Source organism: Psychrobacter sp. NPDC078409 (genome assembly GCF_050268505.1).
Taxonomy (GTDB): domain Bacteria; phylum Pseudomonadota; class Gammaproteobacteria; order Pseudomonadales; family Moraxellaceae; genus Psychrobacter.
The window spans coordinates 1-21091 of the sequence record NZ_JBNNGW010000007.1 but is presented as its reverse complement, the minus strand read 5'-3'; the positions used below and the strand labels follow the sequence as shown (position 1 = coordinate 21091).

The window sequence follows — 21091 nt, the reverse complement described above, 5'->3', positions numbered from 1 at the left end:
ATATTCTAGTACCGATGAATAGTTACTCCTGTAGGTGGTCGACTCATTTCCTGACGTTCAAAATCCCAGTTATGCCCATGCCAAAAATGAGCAGTTTTATCATTGTCATTGAAACCGATCATTACTATTTCTAACGGTAGTTTCGTGTCTTGAATACTGTGTAAGTATGCTCGAGCTGCTAGCATCAGCCGATACAATAGAAAACCTGACGAGGGTGCTGACGAATGAATATCGGTAAAGCATGGATAGTCAGCAACAACTTCATGATGCTCGGATAGCACACTGTGATGAATGGTGCTTGATAATAGTTTTTGCATGTTCGAAGGAATATCTAAGATGCGATGAGCAGTGATAGGATCGTCATTAGGGCTTGGGTCATCAGCTAATGTTGGAAACTGATAAGGCTGGTTGCTCATCAGTATCCCTAGCGGGGCAGTCTCTGTCATTTGCTCCACCACTGATATATGATTGCTTCTAGGCGGTAGGCCAAAATGCAGTTTACTGTCACCAATCTGACGAAAAAACAGCAGCTTAGGTAACAAACTAGCTAACTGATGGCTGGCAAAAAAATCAGCGTGAATAAAGTGATTAAATAACACCAAGACATCATCGGGCTGTAACAACATCTCAAGCTGCATCGTGGTCACAGCAGGATTATTTGCAATTAGAATGACTCGTTTAGCTTGATCTAGTGCAGTCTGTATAACGACTGGTAGTGTTAAGAAAGCAGATTGCGCTGTATTTATGTCATTAGATATATATTCGCTATTCTCTGACAGCGCGATACTCTGTTTAAGTATTGGTTTTTTTGTATTGGACTCTGTATTAGACATAGCAACCTTAGTTAATGTGAACTTTTGATTGCTACTTTAGCATTATTAGCGATTTTTATAGAAAAAGCTTTACCTCTATTGTGCACGGATAAAGCCTTATCTTAATAAAAGTCTGCGACTTCCTACCTCTTACTTATTCAACTCAAAAATCATATTTTGCCATTATTTCAATTTGCTGACCTGTTGGCATCCATGGAAATGTCGTTACGTCCTGATTTCTCCACTCAATACCCAAATCTAGATCTGGTAAATACTCATAGATAAGGTTCGCGCTTTTTACATTGGCAGAAGTGTCTGCCGCATCGTCTACATTTACCTCACCATAGCGCAAGTTGCCACGCAGCTTTTGGGTAAATTGATGCTTATATCCTACGCTATAGCCAGTTTGCGAGATAAGTTTCCCGTCCTCGGCATCACAGTCTACGCCGCCATTCATAATTAGCGGTCCTCCAACACAGATGGCAGAATAGGCACCCATGCCTTTACCATTATATATACTAGCATGGAGCGAATCTTTACCCAGTGTTAGCTTGCCAGCTAAAGAAACACCGATACCCACATCTGAACCATCTCCGTTCTCAGCATCACGAGCCGTGACAGCCACGTTATAGTCAAAGTTAGATATCTTATCTTTGTAGCTTACCACCATATCAGGTAAGCTCGCATTATCGTAAACAGGGTCTTGCGCCGTAAAACGTAGCCCCTTATAAGTATAGTGCAACGTCAAATCTGGACGAATATAAGAACCACCACCAGAGGCCGTGCCCAAACCAGTACCCCAGAAGTCAAGCTGCTCCGTAGACAGAGGTGCCACTGCCAAAAATTGACCGTTCCAAGTCTTACCCACTGTCAAATCATCAACCTGAACATAAGCATGACGCAAACGCAGATTTGAGCCGCCCTTGGCGTAATCGCCATAAAAATCACCTTCGATAAACCCCGTGAGTTTTTTATCATCTACCGACTTGGTCGTCTTAACATTGATACGAGACTGGCGTAAATTACCCTTAAATTCCGACTCGCCTTCATCAGGAGAGTTAAAAGCACCTTCTGCTTTGATGTAACCACCGATACTCAAAGTCGTGTCACCTGTTGTCACAAGATCTATTGCTTGTGCAGATACGCATGTTACAACCGTAGCAAAACCTACAGATAACCTTTTTATATAAAGCATCATTCATTTCTTCCCTGTTTTATGTTGATATCCTTATCAATCCAATTGCTATTACATTTTCTTTAATCCATAAAAATAAATAATCCTTTTAGATGAAAACCAACTTCTAATTAATAAGTACTTCCTAATTAAAAACCCCAATCATAATTTGACCGATATATTGGGTGTTACGCTTCTTGGTCAATATTCTCTAACGCAGCAATCGCGTCTTTTTGTGACTCATCGATCGGTTTTTTTTGCCCACTCAATTTATCGAGATATACCAACACTGACTCACCGATTGCAACGACTGTTTTCTGCACCGTACTGTAATAGGTATATTCATGAATCAGACTTGAATTACCGATTTTTTTGACCTTGACGCCAATCCATAATTCATCAGGATAAGCAACCGATTTGAGGTATCGACATGACGAGGCTGCCATCACCGAAGACGTCTGTTCGTTAAATAAACCAAGCCGCCTGTTGTAGTAGATACGAGCGTTTTGAGAGTATTCGTAATAGACAACGTTGTTAACGTGACCAAAGGAGTCCATATCACCCCATTCCACTTGCTGAGGATAAACGACGGTAAAGTCATGCAATGGGTGATTATCATCACTTGCGACAATCTCTTGTATTTCTGGGAACGTAGGCGCAGCTTCCATAGTTTCTCTCTTTTTATTAGACAGGTTTTGTTATATAGAGGATGAATGTGACTCAAGGTGCTCGTGACTCACACACCTCCCCTATCCCTAGCATTTAATCAAGCACTAGGGTTTATGCAAGTTTTCACTTTTGTCAGAGTCGATTTGATGGTGACCGGATTGTTTGACTAGATAAGATTTTCTGAGTACATCGAACGCATGCGTTTTTTATCGAGTTTACCGACGCTGGTTTTTGGCATGTCTGATAGAAATCTCACTTCGCTTGGCACACCGTATTTTGGCAGATGACCTCTCTCTACTGCTTGATGACCCAATGCCAAAATGTCTTCCATTTTCGTGTCGACATGGTCCGGTTTTAATACTATCAATGCCAAGGGGCGCTCGCCCCAACGCTCATCTGGCACACCAATCACCGCGATATCAGCCACACTCGGATGAAAGGACAAAATGGTTTCGACTTCAAGCGAGGATACCCATTCGCCGCCAGATTTAATGACATCTTTGAGCCTGTCTGTGATGCTTAGCGTACCATCAGCCGTCATGCAGGCGATATCTTGAGTATGCATCCAGCCGCCTTTCCATAACTCATTACCTGCGTCAGGATTTTTAAAATAGCTTTGGGTCAACCATGGCGCGCGTATCACAAGCTCGCCTGTCGATTTGCCATCCATGGGTTGTGGTTTACCATTTTCATCCCAAATTTCCATCGACACTAACATAATTGGCGAGCCTGACAGACAACGATAGTTAAGGTTATCCTCTAGCGTCATTGACTCTGTTTTGTCATCGAATACTGCTCGAGACAGTACAGGGCAAGACTCTGACATCCCAAACCCTGACATAAACTCTATGCCACATTCGATTGCCGCTTTGGCCAAGCCTTCGTTAAGCTTTGAGCCACCTAGTAACAGTTTAAGATCTTCGAATTTTCGGCCACGCTCTGCCATTTCTTTGAGGAGCATTTGCAATATTGCTGGGACACCATGTGACAGCGTGACTTTGTGCTGCTCAATCAAATCGACCAGTTTTGGTGCCAGATATCTCCCGGGATATACTTGCTTGAGCCCTATCATGGTTGCGCCATATGGCCAGCACCACGCATGTACATGGAACAAAGGCGTCATCGGCATATAGACATCGTTGTAGCGCGCGCCTTGACCTTCAGCATTGAGCGCTGATGCCAGTGTGCTTGCCATCGTCTGTAGTACGATCTGACGATGAGTAAAGAAAACCCCTTTCGGATTACCTGTCGTGCCACTGGTATAGAATGTTGTAGCAATAGTGTTTTCATCAAAGTCTGGGAAGTCAAACTCGTCACTAGCAGCTGCTAAGAGCGCCTCATATTCGCCATCGACATAGTCTGGCAGCTCAGCTTTATCACTTTCTGCTTTATTGTCATCTGCATCATCAGCCCACATTACATGCTCGATAGAAGGCGCATCGTCACGATAGTCTTTAATCATCGGCGCAAATTCAGCATTCAACAATAAGGCTTTTGGCGCAGCATGATTGACGGTATATAGCACTTTTTCTTCAGACAGACGGACATTAACGGTTTGCAAAATCATGCCCGACATTGGTACTGCAAAGTATGCCTCAAGGTAACGATGACTATCCCAGTCCATGACCGCGACCACATCACCTGCCTGCAAGCCCATATTTTTTAATACATTGGCCAAGCGATTAATACGTTTAAAAAACTCAGCATAGGTATAAGTGACTTTGTCGGCATAGCTAATGGTTTGGTTGGTGGAAGCAATCTTGGCCCGGTTTAGTAGCTGTTTGATAATTAACGGAAACCCATACGCGTCTTCGGCTTGATGGTAGTTATCGTGTTCGTTGAGTATGGTTGTCATGGTATCTTCCTTGATAATAAATTGTCCTTGATATAGTCAACCCTCTATAAAAGAGTGACAGCGTTAACCTCACTTGAAGTATCACAGTTACATCTGCGCTCGGTTGCCTTATCTCTCTTCTAAACTGAATCAACTATAATCAGTAATGGGGCGAGCGTGCTTTTGAGTCTCAAACGCGTTCTATGACCATGGCAAGCCCTTGCCCAATACCAATACACAAGCTGACCACGGCATATTTGCCGCCCGTACGCTGTAGCTCTCGAGCGGTACTCAAGGCAATTCTTGCACCTGATGCGCCAAGCGGATGACCGACAGCGATGGCGCCACCATTGGGATTGACACGCTTATCATCAAAATCAATATCTAACCCTTTTAGACAACCCAGTACCTGTGAGGCAAATGCTTCATTAATCTCAATGACAGACATATCATCAAGGGTCAAACCAGCACGCTTTAGTGCAAGCTTAATCGCTTCAACAGGACCTACGCCCATGATATTGGGTTCAACACCCATTGCACCTGATGATAGGATCTTGGCAATCGGTTTAAAGCCTAGCTTTTTCTCTGCTTGCTTTGAGCCAATGATGAGCGCGGCAGCACCATCATTGATGCCAGACGCATTACCTGCGGTGACGATTCCATCTTTGTTTAACGGTTTGAGCTTTTGTAGTGCTTCAATATTAGAGCTGGCACGCGGATGCTCATCCTCTATGACTACTTTTGCAGGCAATTTCTTACCTTGGGAGACAGTAATAGGTGTTATTTCATCGTCAAAAAACCCTGCTTGCTTGGCAGCTTGGTACTTGGCTTGCGATGCGGCTGCAAACTTATCGGCTTCCTCTCGCGTAATACCATACTTCTGCGCGACATTATCGCCCGTCTGCGGCATGGTATCACTGCCGAACTGCTCAATAATCTTTGGGTTGGGAAAACGGCTACCGATAGTCGTATCAAATACTTTAAAGTCACGGCTAAAAGGCTGTTCTGTCTTGGCAAATACAAACGGCGCACGCGTCATCGACTCGACCCCACCTGCTAAAATAATATCCCCTTCATTGCACGTAATACTGCGAGCAGCATCGACAACAGTGGACAGACCTGACGCACATAAACGGTTTACTGTCTGACCTGGAGTTGTTACATCCAACCCTGCTAACAGAGCCGCGTTACGCGCTATATTGCGAGAGTCCTCGCCTGCTTGGTTGGCACTGCCTAGCAACACTTCATCAAAGATATCAGCAGATAGCTGGTGCTTTTCGACCAATGCTTTCATCACGGTAGCAACCAAATCATCAGCACGTACGGTTGCTAATGCGCCAACATAGCGACCAAAAGGACTTCTTAATCCATCATAAATATAGGCATCTAACATAACGTTTCCTTGTCGTATTTTTAACTCTGAATAATGGTTTTATGGTTTAACAATATTGCTGTGTTGTTCAAATTAGTAAGTGTTTTGCTGAGTAAACAATGACATATCAAGCTTGGCGCGGCGTTGCAGCCAAGGGCTTGGACGATAACGCGGATCGCCTGTCAGCCCGTAGATGCGCTCTAAAATAAGCAGCACACGCGAAGCGCCAAGATGATCGCCCCAAGAGATAGGACCATGCGGATAACCTAGCCCAAGCTTGACGGCATTATCGATGTCCTCAGGTGAAGCAATCCCTTGCATAGCAATGTCACAACCGAGATTGATCACCATAGCGACCACACGTTGTGCCACAAAGCCGATGCTTTCGGCAATCAGCGTGGCACCGACTACAGGCTGTGTGGTTGCTTCCCTGTCATCCAAGCCTTTACCAAATAACGTATAAGCTTGTGCGATAAATGTTTCCTGCGTGACGAGACTTGGCATCAAAGTACGATGCTTTGCTAGTCCAATGAGCATATCAATGGCAACGGCTTGCTTGGGATTAACTTGATAACGAATGGCAGCATTGGTCGTATCTTCGCCATAGGGTGCTAGTAAAACTAAACTATCAGGGTTTGGCTTGTCGTTGTCATCGATAGTGATACCCTGAGACTTTAGGTAATCGACCAGCTGAGTTTTGTCTTCTACCAGATCAGCGCCAACCCAAACTGAGGTAATAACGGCATCAGATATGAGTGCTTCGGACGACTGATCTTGAGCAGTGACCGTTGACAACTTCTGACCGTTTTCATAGTGATAAAACCCTTCACCAACCTTACGACCAAGCTTTTTACCTACTAGCATTTGGCGGGTCAATGGATGCGGACGATAGCGCGCTTCGTGATAGAACTGATTGTAAATCGACTCCATCACAGGGTGCGACACATCGATACCAGTGAGGTCTAACAGCTCAAACGGCCCCATACGAAATCCTGCGCCTTCACGCAAAATTTGATCAATATTCTCAAACGTTGTTACCCCCTCACCCAATATTTTTAACGCTTCTGTGCCGTACGCTCTACCGCCATGATTGACGATAAAACCCGGTGTGTCTTTTGCTACCACACCTAGATGACCCATACGTTTGGCCAAATCGGAGAGAACGTCAATCACGGATTGCTGAGTAGACAGACCTGGAATGACCTCTACAATTTTCATTAAAGGGACTGGATTAAAGAAGTGAAATCCTGCCACGCGCTCTGGATGATCACAGTCAGCAGCAATGGCGGTCACTGATAAGGAGGAGGTATTGGTCGCCAAAATAGTATCGGTAGTGACCACACCTTCTAACTGGGCAAAAAGCTGTTTTTTGATGTCTAGATTTTCGATAATGGCTTCAACCACTACCTCAGCAGTCGCAATTTGGCTAAGCTCTTGTAGCACCGTTAAATTACTTAAAATATCCTGTAACTGCTCATCGGTAAACTTACCTTTAGCAGTGAGTTTTTCGAGGGTACTTTGCAAGGATTGTCGTCCTTGTTCAGCAGCGCCTGACTTGGCGTCATATAAAAGTACTTGGATACCAGCTTGAGCAGCAATTTGAGCAATACCCATGCCCATAATACCAGTGCCGATAATGGCAATTGTGTTCACAGTCATAATAACTCTCTACATAGTTTGCTATAAAATTTTGGTTCAAAGGTGATAACTTGCTGCAAAAGCAATCACAATGTGGCTTTGAATTAACGTGCTTATGAATTCACATGCTAATGAATTAACGCGGCTAGGAATTAATGCCCTTTGTACTCTGCAGGACGCTTTTCCAAGAAAGCTTTAGCGCCTTCTTTTTGGTCGTGAGTATTGAACAAAATCTGGAAAGCCTTGCGCTCTAGAGCCAATGCACCTTCTAAAGGCATATCAATGCCTAGATTTGCGACTTCCTTGATTTGCGCTAAGGCAATGGGAGAGTAATATGATAGCTGCTCAGCAATCTCAATGGCGCGTGTGATAGTAGCCTCATCTTCAACGACTTCAGATACCAGCCCCATTGTGTCCGCCTCATCAGCGCTGATCATATCGCCCGTTAGTACCATTTTCATGGCCTTATGTTTGCCAATCGCGCGAAACAAACGCTGCGTTCCGCCAGCACCTGGCATGAGTCCTATCTTGATTTCGGGTTGACCAAATTTGGCAGACTTGCCTGCGATGATGATGTCAGCATGCATGGCCAACTCGCAGCCACCGCCTAGCGCATAACCATTGACGGCAGCAATAATGGGTTTTCGGCAGTTAGTAATGGCATTCCAATAGCGCTCACTATGACGCAGGTACATATCCGCTGTACTAGTAGTCAAAAAATCGTTGATATCCGCACCAGCGGCAAACACCTTGTCACCACCAGTAAGGACGATCGCTTTGGTTTGTGGGTCATCATTTAGTTGAATGAACAAATCTGCCATTTGTTGACGTAGCTCGCTGTTTAGTGCATTGCGCACTTTGGGGCGATTAAGTCTAACGACACTCACGCCCTCTCCTTTTTTCTCACAAATAATGAGCGGCTCTTCCATGATCGACTCCTTAAACATCATTCTTGCATAAAGTATAAACACCGTAATAAAGCATTTATTTTGAATATTAAATATCGCTATGCGGTATTTAATATCAATATATACTGTTTATTTTGGTTTGTGAAGCATAAAAATTTGATAAATTAGAATAAATGTAAATTAAAAAGCTATATTCAATTATATAAATACCGCAATGCGGTTTTTTAAACCAAAACTATTGTAATTTAATAATTCATCGATTATGCTGTTTATCCAAGGACGTCACATTATTTAATACAGTCACAGAGCCGATACTGATATCAGGCATCAATCAAACAAGGAAGATTCATATGATTAGAGATAAAGAGACCCTCGACCACATCACCCAAACCATTCGTAACTTCGTTAACGATCAACTTATCCCTATGGAACATTGGGTTGCAGAAAATGACCGCCTTCCAGAAGAGATCATTGAGCAAATGCGAGAATTAGGGCTTTTTGGACTGACCATACCCGAAGAGTACGGCGGACTTGGGGTCACTATGGAAGAAGAAGTCACGCTGGCATTTGAGTTAGGACGTACCTCCCCTGCGTTTCGCTCATTAATAGGGACAAATAATGGTATTGGCTCATCTGGCCTAGTGATTGATGGCACTGAAGCACAAAAACAGAAGTATCTACCTCGGTTGGCCAGTGGTGAAATCATCGGTTCGTTCTGTTTGACCGAGCCGGAGTCAGGATCAGATGCCGCCTCATTGAAAACAACTGCTATTAAAGATGGTGATACTTATATCATCAATGGCACCAAACGTTATATCACCAATGCCCCGCAGGCTGGTGTATTCACTGTCATGGCACGCACTGACCCACAAAACAAACGCTCTGGCGGTATTTCAGCATTTATTGTCGAAAGCGACACGCTTGGTATTACTTTGGGCAAAATTGACAAAAAAATGGGTCAAAAAGGCGCGCATACCTGTGATGTGATCTTTGATAATTGTGTCGTACCGGCGGATGCACTCATCGGCGGCGTTGAGGGTGTTGGCTTTAAAACGGCCATGAAAGTTCTTGATAAAGGGCGCTTGCACATTGCAGCAGCCAGTACTGGAGCCGCCACTCGCATGCTGAATGATGCACTCAACTATGCCGTCGAGCGTAAGCAATTTGGTCAACCGATTGCTAGCTTTCAGCTTATTCAGGGCATGCTCGCTGATTCAAAAGCAGAAATCTATGCTGCCAAATCCATGGTGTTAGACGCTGCACGTCTGCGTGACGAAGGCAAAGACGTCGTTACTGAATCCTCATGCGCCAAAATGTTTGCCACTGAGATGTGTGGCCGTGTTGCTGATAGAGCGGTACAGATCCATGGCGGTGCCGGTTATATCGCAGACTACGGTATTGAACGTTTTTATCGTGATGTACGTCTATATCGTTTATATGAAGGTACCACACAAATTCAGCAAGTCATCATTGCCCGCAATATGATTAAAGAAGCCAGCGAGTAATCCCTACCACTTTTTCATCCACTAAAATGCACGGCGGTATTTGCTAGGATGCTGATACCGTTCCCCTCTATTTTTACCACTACGCATCAAATTAGTTTTTCATTCTCACAACGTTAAGGATATAAATTGTGAAAAGTGTCGCTATAACTGCAGATCCAAGTATGAGCTCCACCCAAAAACAACCTTGGAAACTGGCCTTTGTTTTTTGTTTTTTAGTTTTACTATGTGATGGGGCTGATATCGGTATTCTTGCCTTTACCTTATCCAGCCTAAAACTAGAGTTTGCACTGACCAATGTACAAGCTGGCGCACTAGGCAGTTGGTCATTATTTGGGATGGCAATCGGTGGGTTTTTTGGTGGTTGGGCTTGCGATCGCTTTGGCCGAGTACGTGTCATCGTTCTTGCGACTGGCATGTTCTCTATATTGTCTGGTTTTAGTGGATTGGTGCAGAGCTATGAGCAGTTTGTCACGCTACGGGTTATTGCCTGCTTGGGGCTTGGTAGTCTTTATATCGCTACCAATACACTTATGTCAGAGATGGTACCTACCAAGCATCGAACCACCGTCCTTGCTGCATTAATGACTGGATTTACTTTAGGCTCATTGGTTATCACCAGTGTATCCGCTTGGATTATCCCTAGCTATGGTTGGCGCACACTATATCTACTAACGTTTTTGCCGATACTTTTGGCAGTATCTATGTACTTTTTAGTACCTGAACCCCAGTCTTGGAAAGACGCTCGTGCATTAAAACTGAGCGGCGCACTAGACACACTCAAAAAAGCAGAGAACCCATACAAAGCGATAATGGAAAATCCGAAACACCGTATCATGTTTATCCTATGGTCAATGAGCTCAGGACTTTTGTTATTTGGCTATTTTGGTGTCAGTAACTGGCTACCTTCTTATCTAGAAACTGAATTAGGTATCAAGTTCAAAGAAATGGCACTGTATATGGCGGGAACGTACCTGACTATGATGTTTGCCAAAGTCGTGGCTGGATTCATGGCTGATAAAATCGGACGTAAGATAGTATTTGCCTTTGGTACGATGGGCACCGCATTGTTTATTCCTATTCTAGTGTATATGCATACTCCAGAAAATATCGGTTGGTTAATGATCACCTTTGGTTTCTTATATGGTATCCCCTATGCCATTAATGCCACCTATCTAACCGAAAGTTTCCCTACTGCTATCCGAGGTACTGCTATCGGTGGTGCATTTAATATTGGACGGCTTGGCTCTGTGATTGCTCCTGTTGCCATTGGTTATATGGCCATGCATAACTCTATCGGCGCAGGTTTATTACTTATGGCAGGTGCATACTTCTTATGTGGTCTTATCCCTACTTTGTTCATTAAAGAAAAGCAATATGATCCACAACAAGCCTAACCATACCTCTTATAACGTATAACGCTACCGTTCATACCGCATAGCGAAACAATAGTTTCTCGTTATGCTATGCTGAGAATATGAAAGTAAGTTGATATAATATAATCAAAGAGACAGTGGGTAACTGTGGGCTGATATTAGCTCACAGAATGCTATGAATAATAAAGTTTTGTGATTTTATAACGCTTGTATGAATTTGATTGGGGATAATAGACGACATATGACTAATGATACCCTTGCCGATGAAGACGCTAACAACGAGATGCATATTGAATTGTTAGAACCCATTGCAGAGATGAGAGATAAAAACGACAGACAGTTTGTCACAGCGTTGGCTCGAGGGTTAGAGCTGCTGCGTTGTTTTACCCCGCAGCGGCCTTATCTAGGCAACCAAGACCTAAGTCAACTGACAGGACTTCCTAAAGGAACCATCACTCGTCTGACCTATACATTGGTCAAATTGGGATATTTAAAACAATCGACCAATAGCAGTAAGTACCAGCTCTCAACAGGGGTACTAAGCTTTGGTTATACGATGATGACTAATATCTCTATCAATAACCTTGCGACTCCTTATATGGAAGAGCTAGCAGACTATGCCAATAGTGCCGTTGCCATGGCTACTCGTGATCGACTGATGATGGTGTATCTAAACGTTGTGCAAGGCCAAGGGACCACGACCATGCAACGCAATGTCGGCTCTTATTTGCCTATTCATTTAAGTTCGATGGGTAGAGCCTGCTTGGCAAGCATGCCACCTGCTGAGCAAGAGTTTATTCTTAATGCGATTCGTAGTAAGTATAAAGATGATTGGCTAAAGATTAGACGAGGATTAGATAAAGCCTTTCAAGACTATGAAGACTACGGTTATTGTTTTTCAATTAGTGAATGGCAAAAGGATGTCAACGCGGTAGCCATTGCGCTGATGCACCCAACAGAAGGCTTGCTTACTTTTAACTGCGGCGCACCAAGTTTTATCCTTAGTCGTACTAAACTAGAAGAAGACATTGCCCCTCGCCTACTACATATGAAAAATATGATTGAGAGTAATTTGTATATTAGCTAGCATGGTCTGTTGCTCAAAAAAGATTTTCAACCGCTTTGAGACTGATGAATGCAATAGGATGGCGATGAAGATATCTTATTTCATAATCATCTAGAGTAACTGCAACGGTAAAAGAAGATGAGCTAATTACTGTTATGTCTAACAGCATGGCTGAAATCGTTCTCGGTGAATTTTCAAAACGGCTGTACTGAATAAAAATAAGTCCAAAAAACCATCGTTTTTTGGACTTATTTGGTAATTGATTATCTAAAAACAATCAGTGCTCAAACAGCTCAGTTGCAAGGCATATAATGAATTGAATGTTAGACCTTACAAGTTTCACTGGTCTCTCGTACCTTTTGATATATCGATTCGGCATCCACACCACTCTGACTTACAGAAGCAAGATATTTTTGTGTGCCTTTTTTCATCGGGCCTGACCATGCAGGATCATTTAATGGATCGGCAATATCAATAATATTACTGCCCGCATCTTTGGCATCTTGCAGTGCTTCCACATCCATTTTACTAATAACTTCACCAACCATTTTGGCAAACACCATACCAGAGTTATCATCCAATACTTTTTTTAGGTCATCAGGAAGTGAGTCGTATTTGGCTTTGTTCATATTCATCACGAAGCCTGATGAGTACAATGGAATATTGGTATGATTGTTAACCAACTCATTCACACGAAACACCGGAACTGCGTCCCACTGCAAACTTAAACCATCGATAACACCGCGTTGTAAAGAGGTGTAGATATCATTGGCAGGTATTCCTATCGGTGCCGCTCCCATACTCTCTAAGATATCACCAGCTACTGCAGATGGCCGACGAATACGCATTCCTCTCAGATCTTCAGGTTCTTCAATAACTGTAGAGCTATGTAAGACACCAGGGCCTAAGCCATACAAGGCCAAAACATGGGAGTCCTCATACTCGCTTGAGATAGTACCATCATCATATAAGCTCTGCATAATACAGCTCATCTGCGAGGCTGAGTTTGACATTCCAGGTAATTCTGCAATTTGAGACAGCGGGAAACGACCACTGCTATACCCCTGCAACTGCAAACCAATATCAATTTTTCCATTCACTGCCGCATCGTAAGTCTCAGACGCTTCGCTTAGCGTTGATCCAGGAAAGTTTTCAATCTTAATACGGCCATCTGACTCTTCTTCTATTTTTTTGATCCAAGGTTCCAGTGCTTGGGTGTTCATCGCTGATGGCGCAGGCAAAAAATGCGACATACGCAATACAACCACTTCATCTGAGCTAGCACTTTCTGTTTTTGCACCACTATCACAGGCTGTTAGCGTCATTGGAAGCGCAAACGATAAGGCAATGGTAGGCAGGAGCTTGCGTAAAGTGAGACTAGCTTTGACCCTAGAATAGTTGCTAAACATAATCAAATCCTTTTGATTGAATATTGAGAGTTGAAGGTGACAACGTTAACCAAAACGTACAGTTACTGGCTCATATACTTGTTTTCAATGAGAAAGCATATTCCCAATCATAAATGTAAAATATAAAGTTACTTTATATAAAAACCTATTCTAAACTATTACGATATATATAAAAACGTCATAAAAAACCTATTAACTAGGCATATAATAGAATCTTAACTGCGCTTATGTCAAATAATTTAATCAATAAGCTTGACAATAATTCGTTCACATTGCTATCTTGTATTTTCTTCCAAATAACTATCATCAGAGTGACTCATTATCATTCTATGTTGAGTTTTTTATTTAGGAAGGTTGTGCTTTTAAACACCAAAGGGAGTTGGTTAGTGCTAGATAGGATTATCTGCACTATTTTATATAGGCTAAATTCATAGCAGCGCCCTAGAGGTAGCACTGTTGTTTTTAGTCTCAAAAAACACGGAGTATACAAGGTATGCATAATCTACAAAAAGTGTCTTTTGCTGTAGCCACTTTAGTCGTATGTACGAATGTACAAGCAATAGATCTGATCACAGAGGGAGACACTACTTTAAGTATTGGTGGTTATGTCAAAGCAGAAGGTAGATTCATTTCTCCAGACAATGGAGATTCTGAATTTGAAGGAAACATGCGTGAAACTCGCATCAACGTTAAGACCACCAAAACCATAGATGACAAGAAATTAACTGGGTTTATTGAAGGGGATTTCTATGGCGACTATGCCACTGGTGGATCCAACCTAAGATTGCGTCATGCTTTTTTGCAATATGACAAATTTACGGTTGGTAAGACTTGGAACGGCCAGTTTTTTGCTGTGGCTCCGCGTTTGACTGAGCAGCTTGATTTTTGGGGTACAGGTTTTGGCACAATTGCTGGTAGTGGACTATATGTTCGTCCAGATTTAACCGTACATTATGCCAATAAAGGGCTACGGGTCACTGCTCAAGACCCAGTATATGATGACGCCAATGTACCCGATATGGTTGTAAGCTATAGTGATGATATTGCTAATTTGGGTTACACATTTGCGGTGACTGGCCGTGAAGCTGGCACTGGCATAGAAAACAGTTCGGACTCAGACATAGGCATAGGTGCTTCGTTGGCTGGCAAGTTGACCCTAGGCAATGGATCCTTGCATGGAAGCGTTTATACTGGTGAAGGTATGGGTGTCTATTCAGGCGTATGTACGACAGGCGCGCTAACAGGGTTCAGTGTCAATTGTGATGCCGAGGACGGCGAGCTTGTTTCGCAGACTGGCTTTAGTGTGGGGTATCGACATAACTTTACGCCGAAGCTACGCGGTAACATGCGCTATGGTGAAGTCACGGTCAATAACGATGCAGATACTTCTATCGATATAAAAAGCGCTAACCTCATTTATAAGTATCTACCAGATCTCGATGTCGGTATCGAATGGCGCGATAGAAGTGAAACAACCCTTCCATGGAGAGTACAAGGACAAGAAGTCGAGGTCATGGCCCAATATAGATTCTAAGTTAATGACTACACGAGACAACGACTAAATGACTAAATAATAGCGAATGAGTAACGCCAATAAGCGACCTTTCTGCTCACATATCAAATCACTCATTCGCTATAACAATCATCAAACTCAACAAGACACACAGTCAATATATAGATAACGACGTATTTTTTCTTTGCTACTTTCCTTACTACTTAGTGTTTTTGCTTCATTACTTGGCATGGCAGTAACGGCTTTATAAAATTAGCAGTCCTTCGTTCAAATGGATAATGCCCCACCTCTCTCGGAATTTACTTCAAATTCGATATCATCCGTTGAACGGTAGCCTTTAGCATAAGAACATTTTCGGCAGGTAGCCCTGCTAACATTCTGCTCTCAAAGCCCATGGATTTTATCTTGCATTTTTCGTAAACCTCTTGCCCTTCTGGTGTCAATGCAATCAGAAGGATACGCCCATGATTGGGATCGTCAGATTTACTTATCCACCCTCGTTCTTCCATGGTTTTGACAATTTGATTGGATGCTTGAGGACTAATAAAAGATCTTGAAGCAAGCTTGGCGTTCGCCATTTCTCCATGTAAATGTAGGTTTGATAGCATGGTGAACTGAGGTAGGCTAACGCCTACCTCCAGCAGTGCTTCGCTGAGCTGTTGACTGATAAGCTTATCTATCTTTCCTATGCTATAACTGACCGTTGTGGCATTGTCGATGAGCTTATTTAATTGGAGGTCTTTCAATGCGTTTTCCTTACTCGACAGCACTAATAATTGTAGGGCTATAAGATATTATCTTAATCTATTTCGCTACAAACCTCAATTTGTCTGCTTCATGACCGTATAGTGCTGTAGCTTCTTGAACTCGATTATTACGCAGTTTGCGTTGATTGAGTGTTCCTTTATCCGTTTTTTCACCTTCAATGATACTCGCTGGATTTTCCATCAAATAGATACGAGCGATACGTTTTGAGCTCGCGTCATAGCCATCGTTAATTTTGTTTATAAAGTCGTCAAAATAGGTTTGTATAGCATCATGTTCTAACACCCAGGTCAGTTCAGTATCACTCAGACCTGTAATCTCACGCGCTATTTTTTCTTTGACGAAAATCAAAGCCCCTATTTCACTTTTGCCTTCACCGGTCAAAACCACGTCATCAATCAGCTCACCTTGTAATACGATACGGTTACGCAGCTCGCCGACATTGACAAAAGTACCTGTCATCAGTTTAAAATCTTCGGAGATGCGTCCATCATATACTAAGCCTTTATCGTAGCTATTAGGCTCGTATGGTTTAACGCCATCTCCTGTACAGTAAAAACCTTCTTCATCAAAACTGTCAGAAACTTGTGAGTCGATATCATTATGTCGCCAATAACCCGACATAACATGTGGCCCTCTAATACGTAGCTCCAATTTGTCCTGTAGACGAACCAGTTTGACCTCTACGCCAGGCGCAGGAAAACCGACAAAGTTGGCCGTTGCATTCGATGGCCCTGTGGTAAAGGTGCAAGACGGTGAGGTTTCAGTCATGCCCAATCCTGCCATAATGCGAATTTTTTCACCGCAGTGTTGGTAGCTGATATCACCAAGCTCTTGCCATAGCTCTTGCGATAAACTTGCTCCACCGAAAAAAAACAAGTTGGTATGTTTAAAGAAATTATCACGTAATACGTCGTCTTTTTTCAAAGCAGTTGCCAGCATCGCCCACCCTATCGGCACGTTAAAATATTGACTGGGAGAGATCTCTTTCAGGTTTCGGATGGTTTCGTCAAACTTACCTGCCACGGGACGCCCATCATCAATATAAAAAGCACCGCCGTTATATAGAGCTACGCCTAGATTATGACTGCCGCCAAAAGTATGATGCCAACTGAGCCAGTCGACTAATACAGGCGGATTATTTTCATCTAAGCATAGCGTTTGCTTGAGCATTTGCTGATTACTACAGAGCATACGATGAGTCGTAGGCACCACTTTAGGATCGCCTGTGGATCCTGAAGTAAACAGAAACTTCACGATACTATCGGCAGTGATTTTATAATGTCCTTGCTCGACCTCGTCAGTAGCCGCCGTCATAAGAAAGTCATCAAAATGCAGACATGACTGACCATCGATATTTCCTGTCGAGGTGATGATAGGTTTGTCCAACTGACCGCACGCCTCAAGCTGACGCAAAAACCCGTTGCCATCGCCTGCGTAAAAGAGCGCTGGTGTGAGCTTTTCAATGACATATTTTAGCTTATCAGGCGTGTTTGCAACCAATGAGTAAGCAGGTGCTACTAATGTAAACGGTGCATTTGCAAGCATGGCACCGAACATCAGTAGAAACACTTCCAGTGAGTTTTCAGACAATATCATCAAGGGGCGATCGGCCGACAGATCATACTTCAATAATGCTTGAGCAATATTGCGAACCTTTTGCAACACCTCACTATAGGTCAATTTTATCCAATCACCACGCTTACCCGTTATTTCATCTAACTCGCGTTGTGCAATAAGCAGCCTGTTTGGATATTTTTCTGCATACTCATATAACTTATCGAACAAGCGCTCTGGATAATCCTGTATTTTTTCAACTGCAGTGATATAAATGGTGTCATTTTTTTGGTCATTGCTGTGACGGACTAAGACATCGTGTCCACCAATAGCAACCGCTCGTTCTGGGTAATTATGGTAGGTAAATTGGGTCATAAAATATTCCTTTATTTCTAATTGCTTCCTTCCTTTTTCTTCCTCGATGTTCCTTACATCAGATTGGATAGTGTTTTGGAGTACTACGCATAGTGACCCAGCGAAGTTCAGTGAACTCGCTGATAGAGGCTTTGCTACCAAAACGACCATAACCACTAGATTTGACACCGCCAAATGGCATAGGTGCCTCATCGTCTACAGTGGCAGAATTGATGTGGCATATGCCGCTTTCGATACGTTTGGCAAGATTCATTGCTCGTCCAATATCTTGGCTAAAGATAGCAGCAGACAGTCCAAACTCTGAGGCATTGGCTTTTAGAATCGCTTCATCATCGTCTGCTACTCGCTCTAAAGTACAGACAGGACCAAACGACTCTTCTGTATAAATCCGCATCTCAGGAGAGATATGTTCTAACAGAATTGGACTAACAGCTGTACCATTAAAAGCATAATCAGCAATGGCCTTAGCTCCTTTGTTTTCTGCGTCTTCCACCAAAGCTCTTATACGATCAGCGGCTTGCTGACTTATCACGTGAGCGATATGTACTTGATCCGTTGGCAAACCAGTGACAAAACCATCAATCTTTGATTTAAGATACTCAATCAGTTTGTCCGCAACTCTCTCATTGACCAGAACTCGCTCAGTACTCATACAGATTTGACCTTGATTGAAAAAAGCACCAAAAGCGATTGCACTGGCCGCTTCTTCGAGATCCGCGTCTTCACAGACAATAACGGGTGCCTTTCCTCCCAACTCTAGAATGACAGGTTTCAAGTATTCGGCACATTGTTTGGCAATGATTTTTCCGACATGCGTAGAGCCTGTGAAGTTGACACGTTTGACAGCTGGATGTGCGATTAGCGCCGTTACTACACCGGGTGCATCTTCGCTACTATGCGTCACCAGATTAACGATACCTTCGCCCAATCCTGCATCGTTCAGGGTTTGGATCAACAGCTCATGAGTGGCAGGACAATTTTCAGAGGCTTTGAGTACCACTGTGTTGCCACAAGCCAACGGCATGGCAAGCGCTCGCGTCGCCAATATGATAGGAGCATTCCACGGTGCCATGCCTACCACTACGCCGCAAGGCACGCGCCAAGCCATCGCCATACGACCTTCTGCATCGCTTGGAATAATATCACCTTGAATCTGAGTGACCATCCCTGCCGCGTCGCGTAGCATGTTAGCCGCTACCTGTACATTAAAGCCATACCATGCACCACTTGAGCCCATTTCAGTCATACCAATCTCGATAAACTTGTCTGCTCTTGAGGCAAGTAAGTCGGCAGCTTTTAATAGACGTATCCTTTTTTCACTCGGTGGCAGTGCTGACCAAATTGGAAAAGCAGCGGCAGCAGCTTCAATCGCTTTATTTGCATCATCCGCCGTTCCAGCAGCGGCTTTGGTGACTACTTCACCAGTGGTTGGACCAATATGGTCAAAAGTACTGTTATTGGTTGCGGGGCACGATTTGCCGTTAATAATCATTTGGACTTGATGCATATTGGAGTTCCTTTTCCAGATAAGAGTAGAGGCTGTTTAAAATTTTCATGCGTTTTTGATTTAGTAAAATATTGAAAGCCCTTTCCTAGAAGGGCTTTACAACAGAGCATTATCATCGTTTTTATAGTTTGTTTTATAAAGCTATCGCTGTAGATCGTTTACCGCTTATAGGTTTGCAAGCCTGGTTTGATGCTCTTCTCATCAAGAAATTGACGCATACCTTCGGCACGTCCATTTTCTGGATCTCTCATGAGACACTGATCAAGTTTGGCATAGAGGTAATCTTCATTTTGATCCCAAGTCAACTCTCGGCAACGTTTGAAACCATTTTTTGCATAGCGTAGTACCACTGGGTTTTTCTCCAAGAGTACTTTTGCGACCTTTTCTACCTCAGCTTTTAACTCATCAAGTGGCACGCTCTTATTGACCAAGCCCATCTGTTCCGCTTTTTTACCTTTGAATGGCTCACCAGTCATAATGTAATACAAAGACTCACGATGCCCGACAGTATCAGCCATGGCTTTACTTACCAGATTGCCAGGCGGTATACCCCAATTAATTTCTGATAATCCAAAAGTCGCTTCATCAGCACAATAGGCAAGATCACAAGCCACTAGTGGTGAAAACCCGCCACCGAAACACCAGCCGTTGACCATCGCAATAGTTGGTTTATTGTACATACGCAGGAGCTGCCATTGCCATCTACAAGCATCGCGGCGGGTCTTTTCTTGGGCAATTTCAGGTTGACCATCCGTCTCACGGAAATACTCTTTTAGATCCATTCCTGCTGTCCATGCACTTCCCTCACCAGTAAGGACAACGACCCCTGCATTTGCATCTTGTTCTAATGTCTCTAACACTTCTATCATTTCTCGATTAAGTGTTGGACTCATGCAATTGCGTTGTTCTGGACGATTGAAAGTCACCCAAGCGATACTATCTGTTACTTCTACTTTGACAGTTGTCCAGCGGTTTTCGTAATCTGACATAACGTGCTCCATTGTTTGTTGTTGTACTTTCCTTAGGCGGTATAAGTAAGTGTGATCTAAAGTAATGATATCTATTGGAAGATAGGTAAATTAAAAAATAAGTAACTTGATAATTTATGAAATTATTTATCAATACCTTGATATCAATTCTTAGATTATATTATCAATAAACTTTATAATATGTAAAGACGTTTTTAGAAAATTCGTCATAAATACACGAGCAAAAATTTGCGTATATGTTTATAAATCAGCTATAAACATTGATAAAACTGGCTTTATGTACACTTTATATTAAATATGGATTCTAAATAAAACTATACACCTCATACCTCACAATATAAAAAAAGATATATATTATAAATCTAGTTGACAATATATTGTATGAATCACACAACTTCTCTGATCAGAACATACTCAATCGAGTACGAACATACTGGTATACATTCAGCGCATATGATGCTGGCGCTTTTCTACAAAAAGTGCTTTTTCTTTAAATGCTTCTCTCTATAAAAAAGCCACACTGCTTTATTAGCAATATGGCTTCATACAATAACGTTATACATGAAGGTTTAGGTTCAGCCTACCCCAATAGCACAAGCGAGATGGCAGGGAACATCACCAAGAT

The 21091-nt window shown here is 42.9% G+C and carries 16 protein-coding genes; 4 read left to right on the top strand and 12 right to left on the bottom strand.

Going from position 1 to position 21091, the window contains the following annotated elements; all coding sequences use genetic code 11:
• Positions 1-5: 5 nt before the first annotated feature.
• The 7 genes from ACQKC9_RS12565 to ACQKC9_RS12535 form a co-directional block, all read right to left on the bottom strand.
• Positions 6-833 carry a hypothetical protein gene (locus ACQKC9_RS12565; RefSeq protein ID WP_427622067.1) on the bottom strand — a complete coding sequence of 276 codons (828 nt, stop codon included), beginning with the start codon at positions 831-833 and terminating at the stop codon, positions 6-8.
• 142 nt (positions 834-975) lie between these two features.
• A complete protein-coding gene (locus ACQKC9_RS12560) occupies positions 976-1932 on the bottom strand; it encodes a hypothetical protein (protein ID WP_427622066.1) in 957 nt (318 codons plus the stop codon).
• A gap of 242 nt (positions 1933-2174) precedes the next feature.
• Complete coding sequence (locus ACQKC9_RS12555) at positions 2175-2654, bottom strand: acyl-CoA thioesterase (RefSeq protein ID WP_427622065.1); 480 nt, start codon at positions 2652-2654, stop codon at positions 2175-2177.
• 167 nt (positions 2655-2821) lie between these two features.
• A complete protein-coding gene (locus ACQKC9_RS12550; protein ID WP_427622063.1) occupies positions 2822-4510 on the bottom strand; it encodes a fatty acid--CoA ligase in 1689 nt (562 codons plus the stop codon).
• Between the two features lie 169 nt (positions 4511-4679).
• Positions 4680-5882, bottom strand: coding sequence for a 3-oxoadipyl-CoA thiolase (locus tag ACQKC9_RS12545; protein WP_427622062.1), 1203 nt, complete (start codon positions 5880-5882; stop codon positions 4680-4682).
• Between the two features lie 72 nt (positions 5883-5954).
• Positions 5955-7520, bottom strand: a complete 1566-nt coding sequence (locus ACQKC9_RS12540) for a 3-hydroxyacyl-CoA dehydrogenase (RefSeq protein WP_427622061.1) — start codon at positions 7518-7520, stop codon at positions 5955-5957.
• A gap of 131 nt (positions 7521-7651) precedes the next feature.
• Positions 7652-8428: an enoyl-CoA hydratase gene (locus tag ACQKC9_RS12535; protein WP_427622060.1), complete on the bottom strand. Its 777-nt coding sequence runs from the start codon at positions 8426-8428 to the stop codon at positions 7652-7654.
• Between the two features lie 329 nt (positions 8429-8757).
• Here ACQKC9_RS12535 and ACQKC9_RS12530 point away from each other — a divergent pair, with 329 nt between their 5' ends.
• From ACQKC9_RS12530 to ACQKC9_RS12520, 3 genes are all read left to right on the top strand, one after another.
• The gene (locus tag ACQKC9_RS12530) at positions 8758-9912 is read left to right on the top strand and encodes an acyl-CoA dehydrogenase family protein (RefSeq protein ID WP_427622059.1); all 1155 of its coding nucleotides are present in this window, start codon (positions 8758-8760) and stop codon (positions 9910-9912) included.
• A gap of 161 nt (positions 9913-10073) precedes the next feature.
• The gene (locus ACQKC9_RS12525) at positions 10074-11306 is read left to right on the top strand and encodes an MFS transporter (RefSeq protein ID WP_220455972.1); all 1233 of its coding nucleotides are present in this window, start codon (positions 10074-10076) and stop codon (positions 11304-11306) included.
• A gap of 220 nt (positions 11307-11526) precedes the next feature.
• Positions 11527-12372: an IclR family transcriptional regulator gene (locus ACQKC9_RS12520; protein WP_102090618.1), complete on the top strand. Its 846-nt coding sequence runs from the start codon at positions 11527-11529 to the stop codon at positions 12370-12372.
• A 302-nt stretch (positions 12373-12674) separates the two neighbouring features.
• On the opposite strand, the gene ACQKC9_RS12515 is transcribed toward ACQKC9_RS12520, so the two are convergent.
• Complete coding sequence (locus tag ACQKC9_RS12515; RefSeq protein ID WP_427622057.1) at positions 12675-13760, bottom strand: TRAP transporter substrate-binding protein; 1086 nt, start codon at positions 13758-13760, stop codon at positions 12675-12677.
• Positions 13761-14253: 493 nt separating this feature from the next.
• On the opposite strand from ACQKC9_RS12515, the gene ACQKC9_RS12510 reads away from it, so the two are divergent.
• Positions 14254-15294, top strand: a complete 1041-nt coding sequence (locus ACQKC9_RS12510) for a hypothetical protein (protein WP_427622056.1) — start codon at positions 14254-14256, stop codon at positions 15292-15294.
• A gap of 278 nt (positions 15295-15572) precedes the next feature.
• On the opposite strand, the gene ACQKC9_RS12505 is transcribed toward ACQKC9_RS12510, so the two are convergent.
• From ACQKC9_RS12505 to ACQKC9_RS12490, 4 genes are all read right to left on the bottom strand, one after another.
• Complete coding sequence (locus tag ACQKC9_RS12505) at positions 15573-16019, bottom strand: MarR family winged helix-turn-helix transcriptional regulator (RefSeq protein WP_427622055.1); 447 nt, start codon at positions 16017-16019, stop codon at positions 15573-15575.
• A gap of 58 nt (positions 16020-16077) precedes the next feature.
• Positions 16078-17970 (bottom strand): feruloyl-CoA synthase, encoded by a 1893-nt coding sequence (locus ACQKC9_RS12500; protein ID WP_427622054.1) that lies wholly within the window; start codon positions 17968-17970, stop codon positions 16078-16080.
• A 58-nt stretch (positions 17971-18028) separates the two neighbouring features.
• Positions 18029-19477, bottom strand: coding sequence for an aldehyde dehydrogenase (locus ACQKC9_RS12495; protein WP_427622052.1), 1449 nt, complete (start codon positions 19475-19477; stop codon positions 18029-18031).
• A gap of 158 nt (positions 19478-19635) precedes the next feature.
• The gene (locus ACQKC9_RS12490; RefSeq protein ID WP_427622051.1) at positions 19636-20466 is read right to left on the bottom strand and encodes a p-hydroxycinnamoyl CoA hydratase/lyase; all 831 of its coding nucleotides are present in this window, start codon (positions 20464-20466) and stop codon (positions 19636-19638) included.
• Positions 20467-21091 lie beyond the last annotated feature (625 nt).

Bases quoted from the DNA above. Each gene is read 5' to 3' on its own strand.
- ACQKC9_RS12530 (WP_427622059.1), top strand. From the start codon at position 8,758: ATGATTAGAGATAAAGAGACCCTCGACCACATCACCCAAACCATTCGT.
- ACQKC9_RS12545 (WP_427622062.1), bottom strand. From the start codon at position 5,882: ATGTTAGATGCCTATATTTATGATGGATTAAGAAGTCCTTTTGGTCGC.
- ACQKC9_RS12555 (WP_427622065.1), bottom strand. From the start codon at position 2,654: ATGGAAGCTGCGCCTACGTTCCCAGAAATACAAGAGATTGTCGCAAGT.
- ACQKC9_RS12510 (WP_427622056.1), top strand. From the start codon at position 14,254: ATGCATAATCTACAAAAAGTGTCTTTTGCTGTAGCCACTTTAGTCGTA.
- ACQKC9_RS12500 (WP_427622054.1), bottom strand. From the start codon at position 17,970: ATGACCCAATTTACCTACCATAATTACCCAGAACGAGCGGTTGCTATT.
- ACQKC9_RS12535 (WP_427622060.1), bottom strand. From the start codon at position 8,428: ATGGAAGAGCCGCTCATTATTTGTGAGAAAAAAGGAGAGGGCGTGAGT.
- ACQKC9_RS12540 (WP_427622061.1), bottom strand. From the start codon at position 7,520: ATGACTGTGAACACAATTGCCATTATCGGCACTGGTATTATGGGCATG.
- ACQKC9_RS12515 (WP_427622057.1), bottom strand. From the start codon at position 13,760: ATGTTTAGCAACTATTCTAGGGTCAAAGCTAGTCTCACTTTACGCAAG.
- ACQKC9_RS12565 (WP_427622067.1), bottom strand. From the start codon at position 833: ATGTCTAATACAGAGTCCAATACAAAAAAACCAATACTTAAACAGAGT.
- ACQKC9_RS12490 (WP_427622051.1), bottom strand. From the start codon at position 20,466: ATGTCAGATTACGAAAACCGCTGGACAACTGTCAAAGTAGAAGTAACA.
- ACQKC9_RS12550 (WP_427622063.1), bottom strand. From the start codon at position 4,510: ATGACAACCATACTCAACGAACACGATAACTACCATCAAGCCGAAGAC.
- ACQKC9_RS12495 (WP_427622052.1), bottom strand. From the start codon at position 19,477: ATGCATCAAGTCCAAATGATTATTAACGGCAAATCGTGCCCCGCAACC.
- ACQKC9_RS12520 (WP_102090618.1), top strand. From the start codon at position 11,527: ATGACTAATGATACCCTTGCCGATGAAGACGCTAACAACGAGATGCAT.
- ACQKC9_RS12525 (WP_220455972.1), top strand. From the start codon at position 10,074: ATGAGCTCCACCCAAAAACAACCTTGGAAACTGGCCTTTGTTTTTTGT.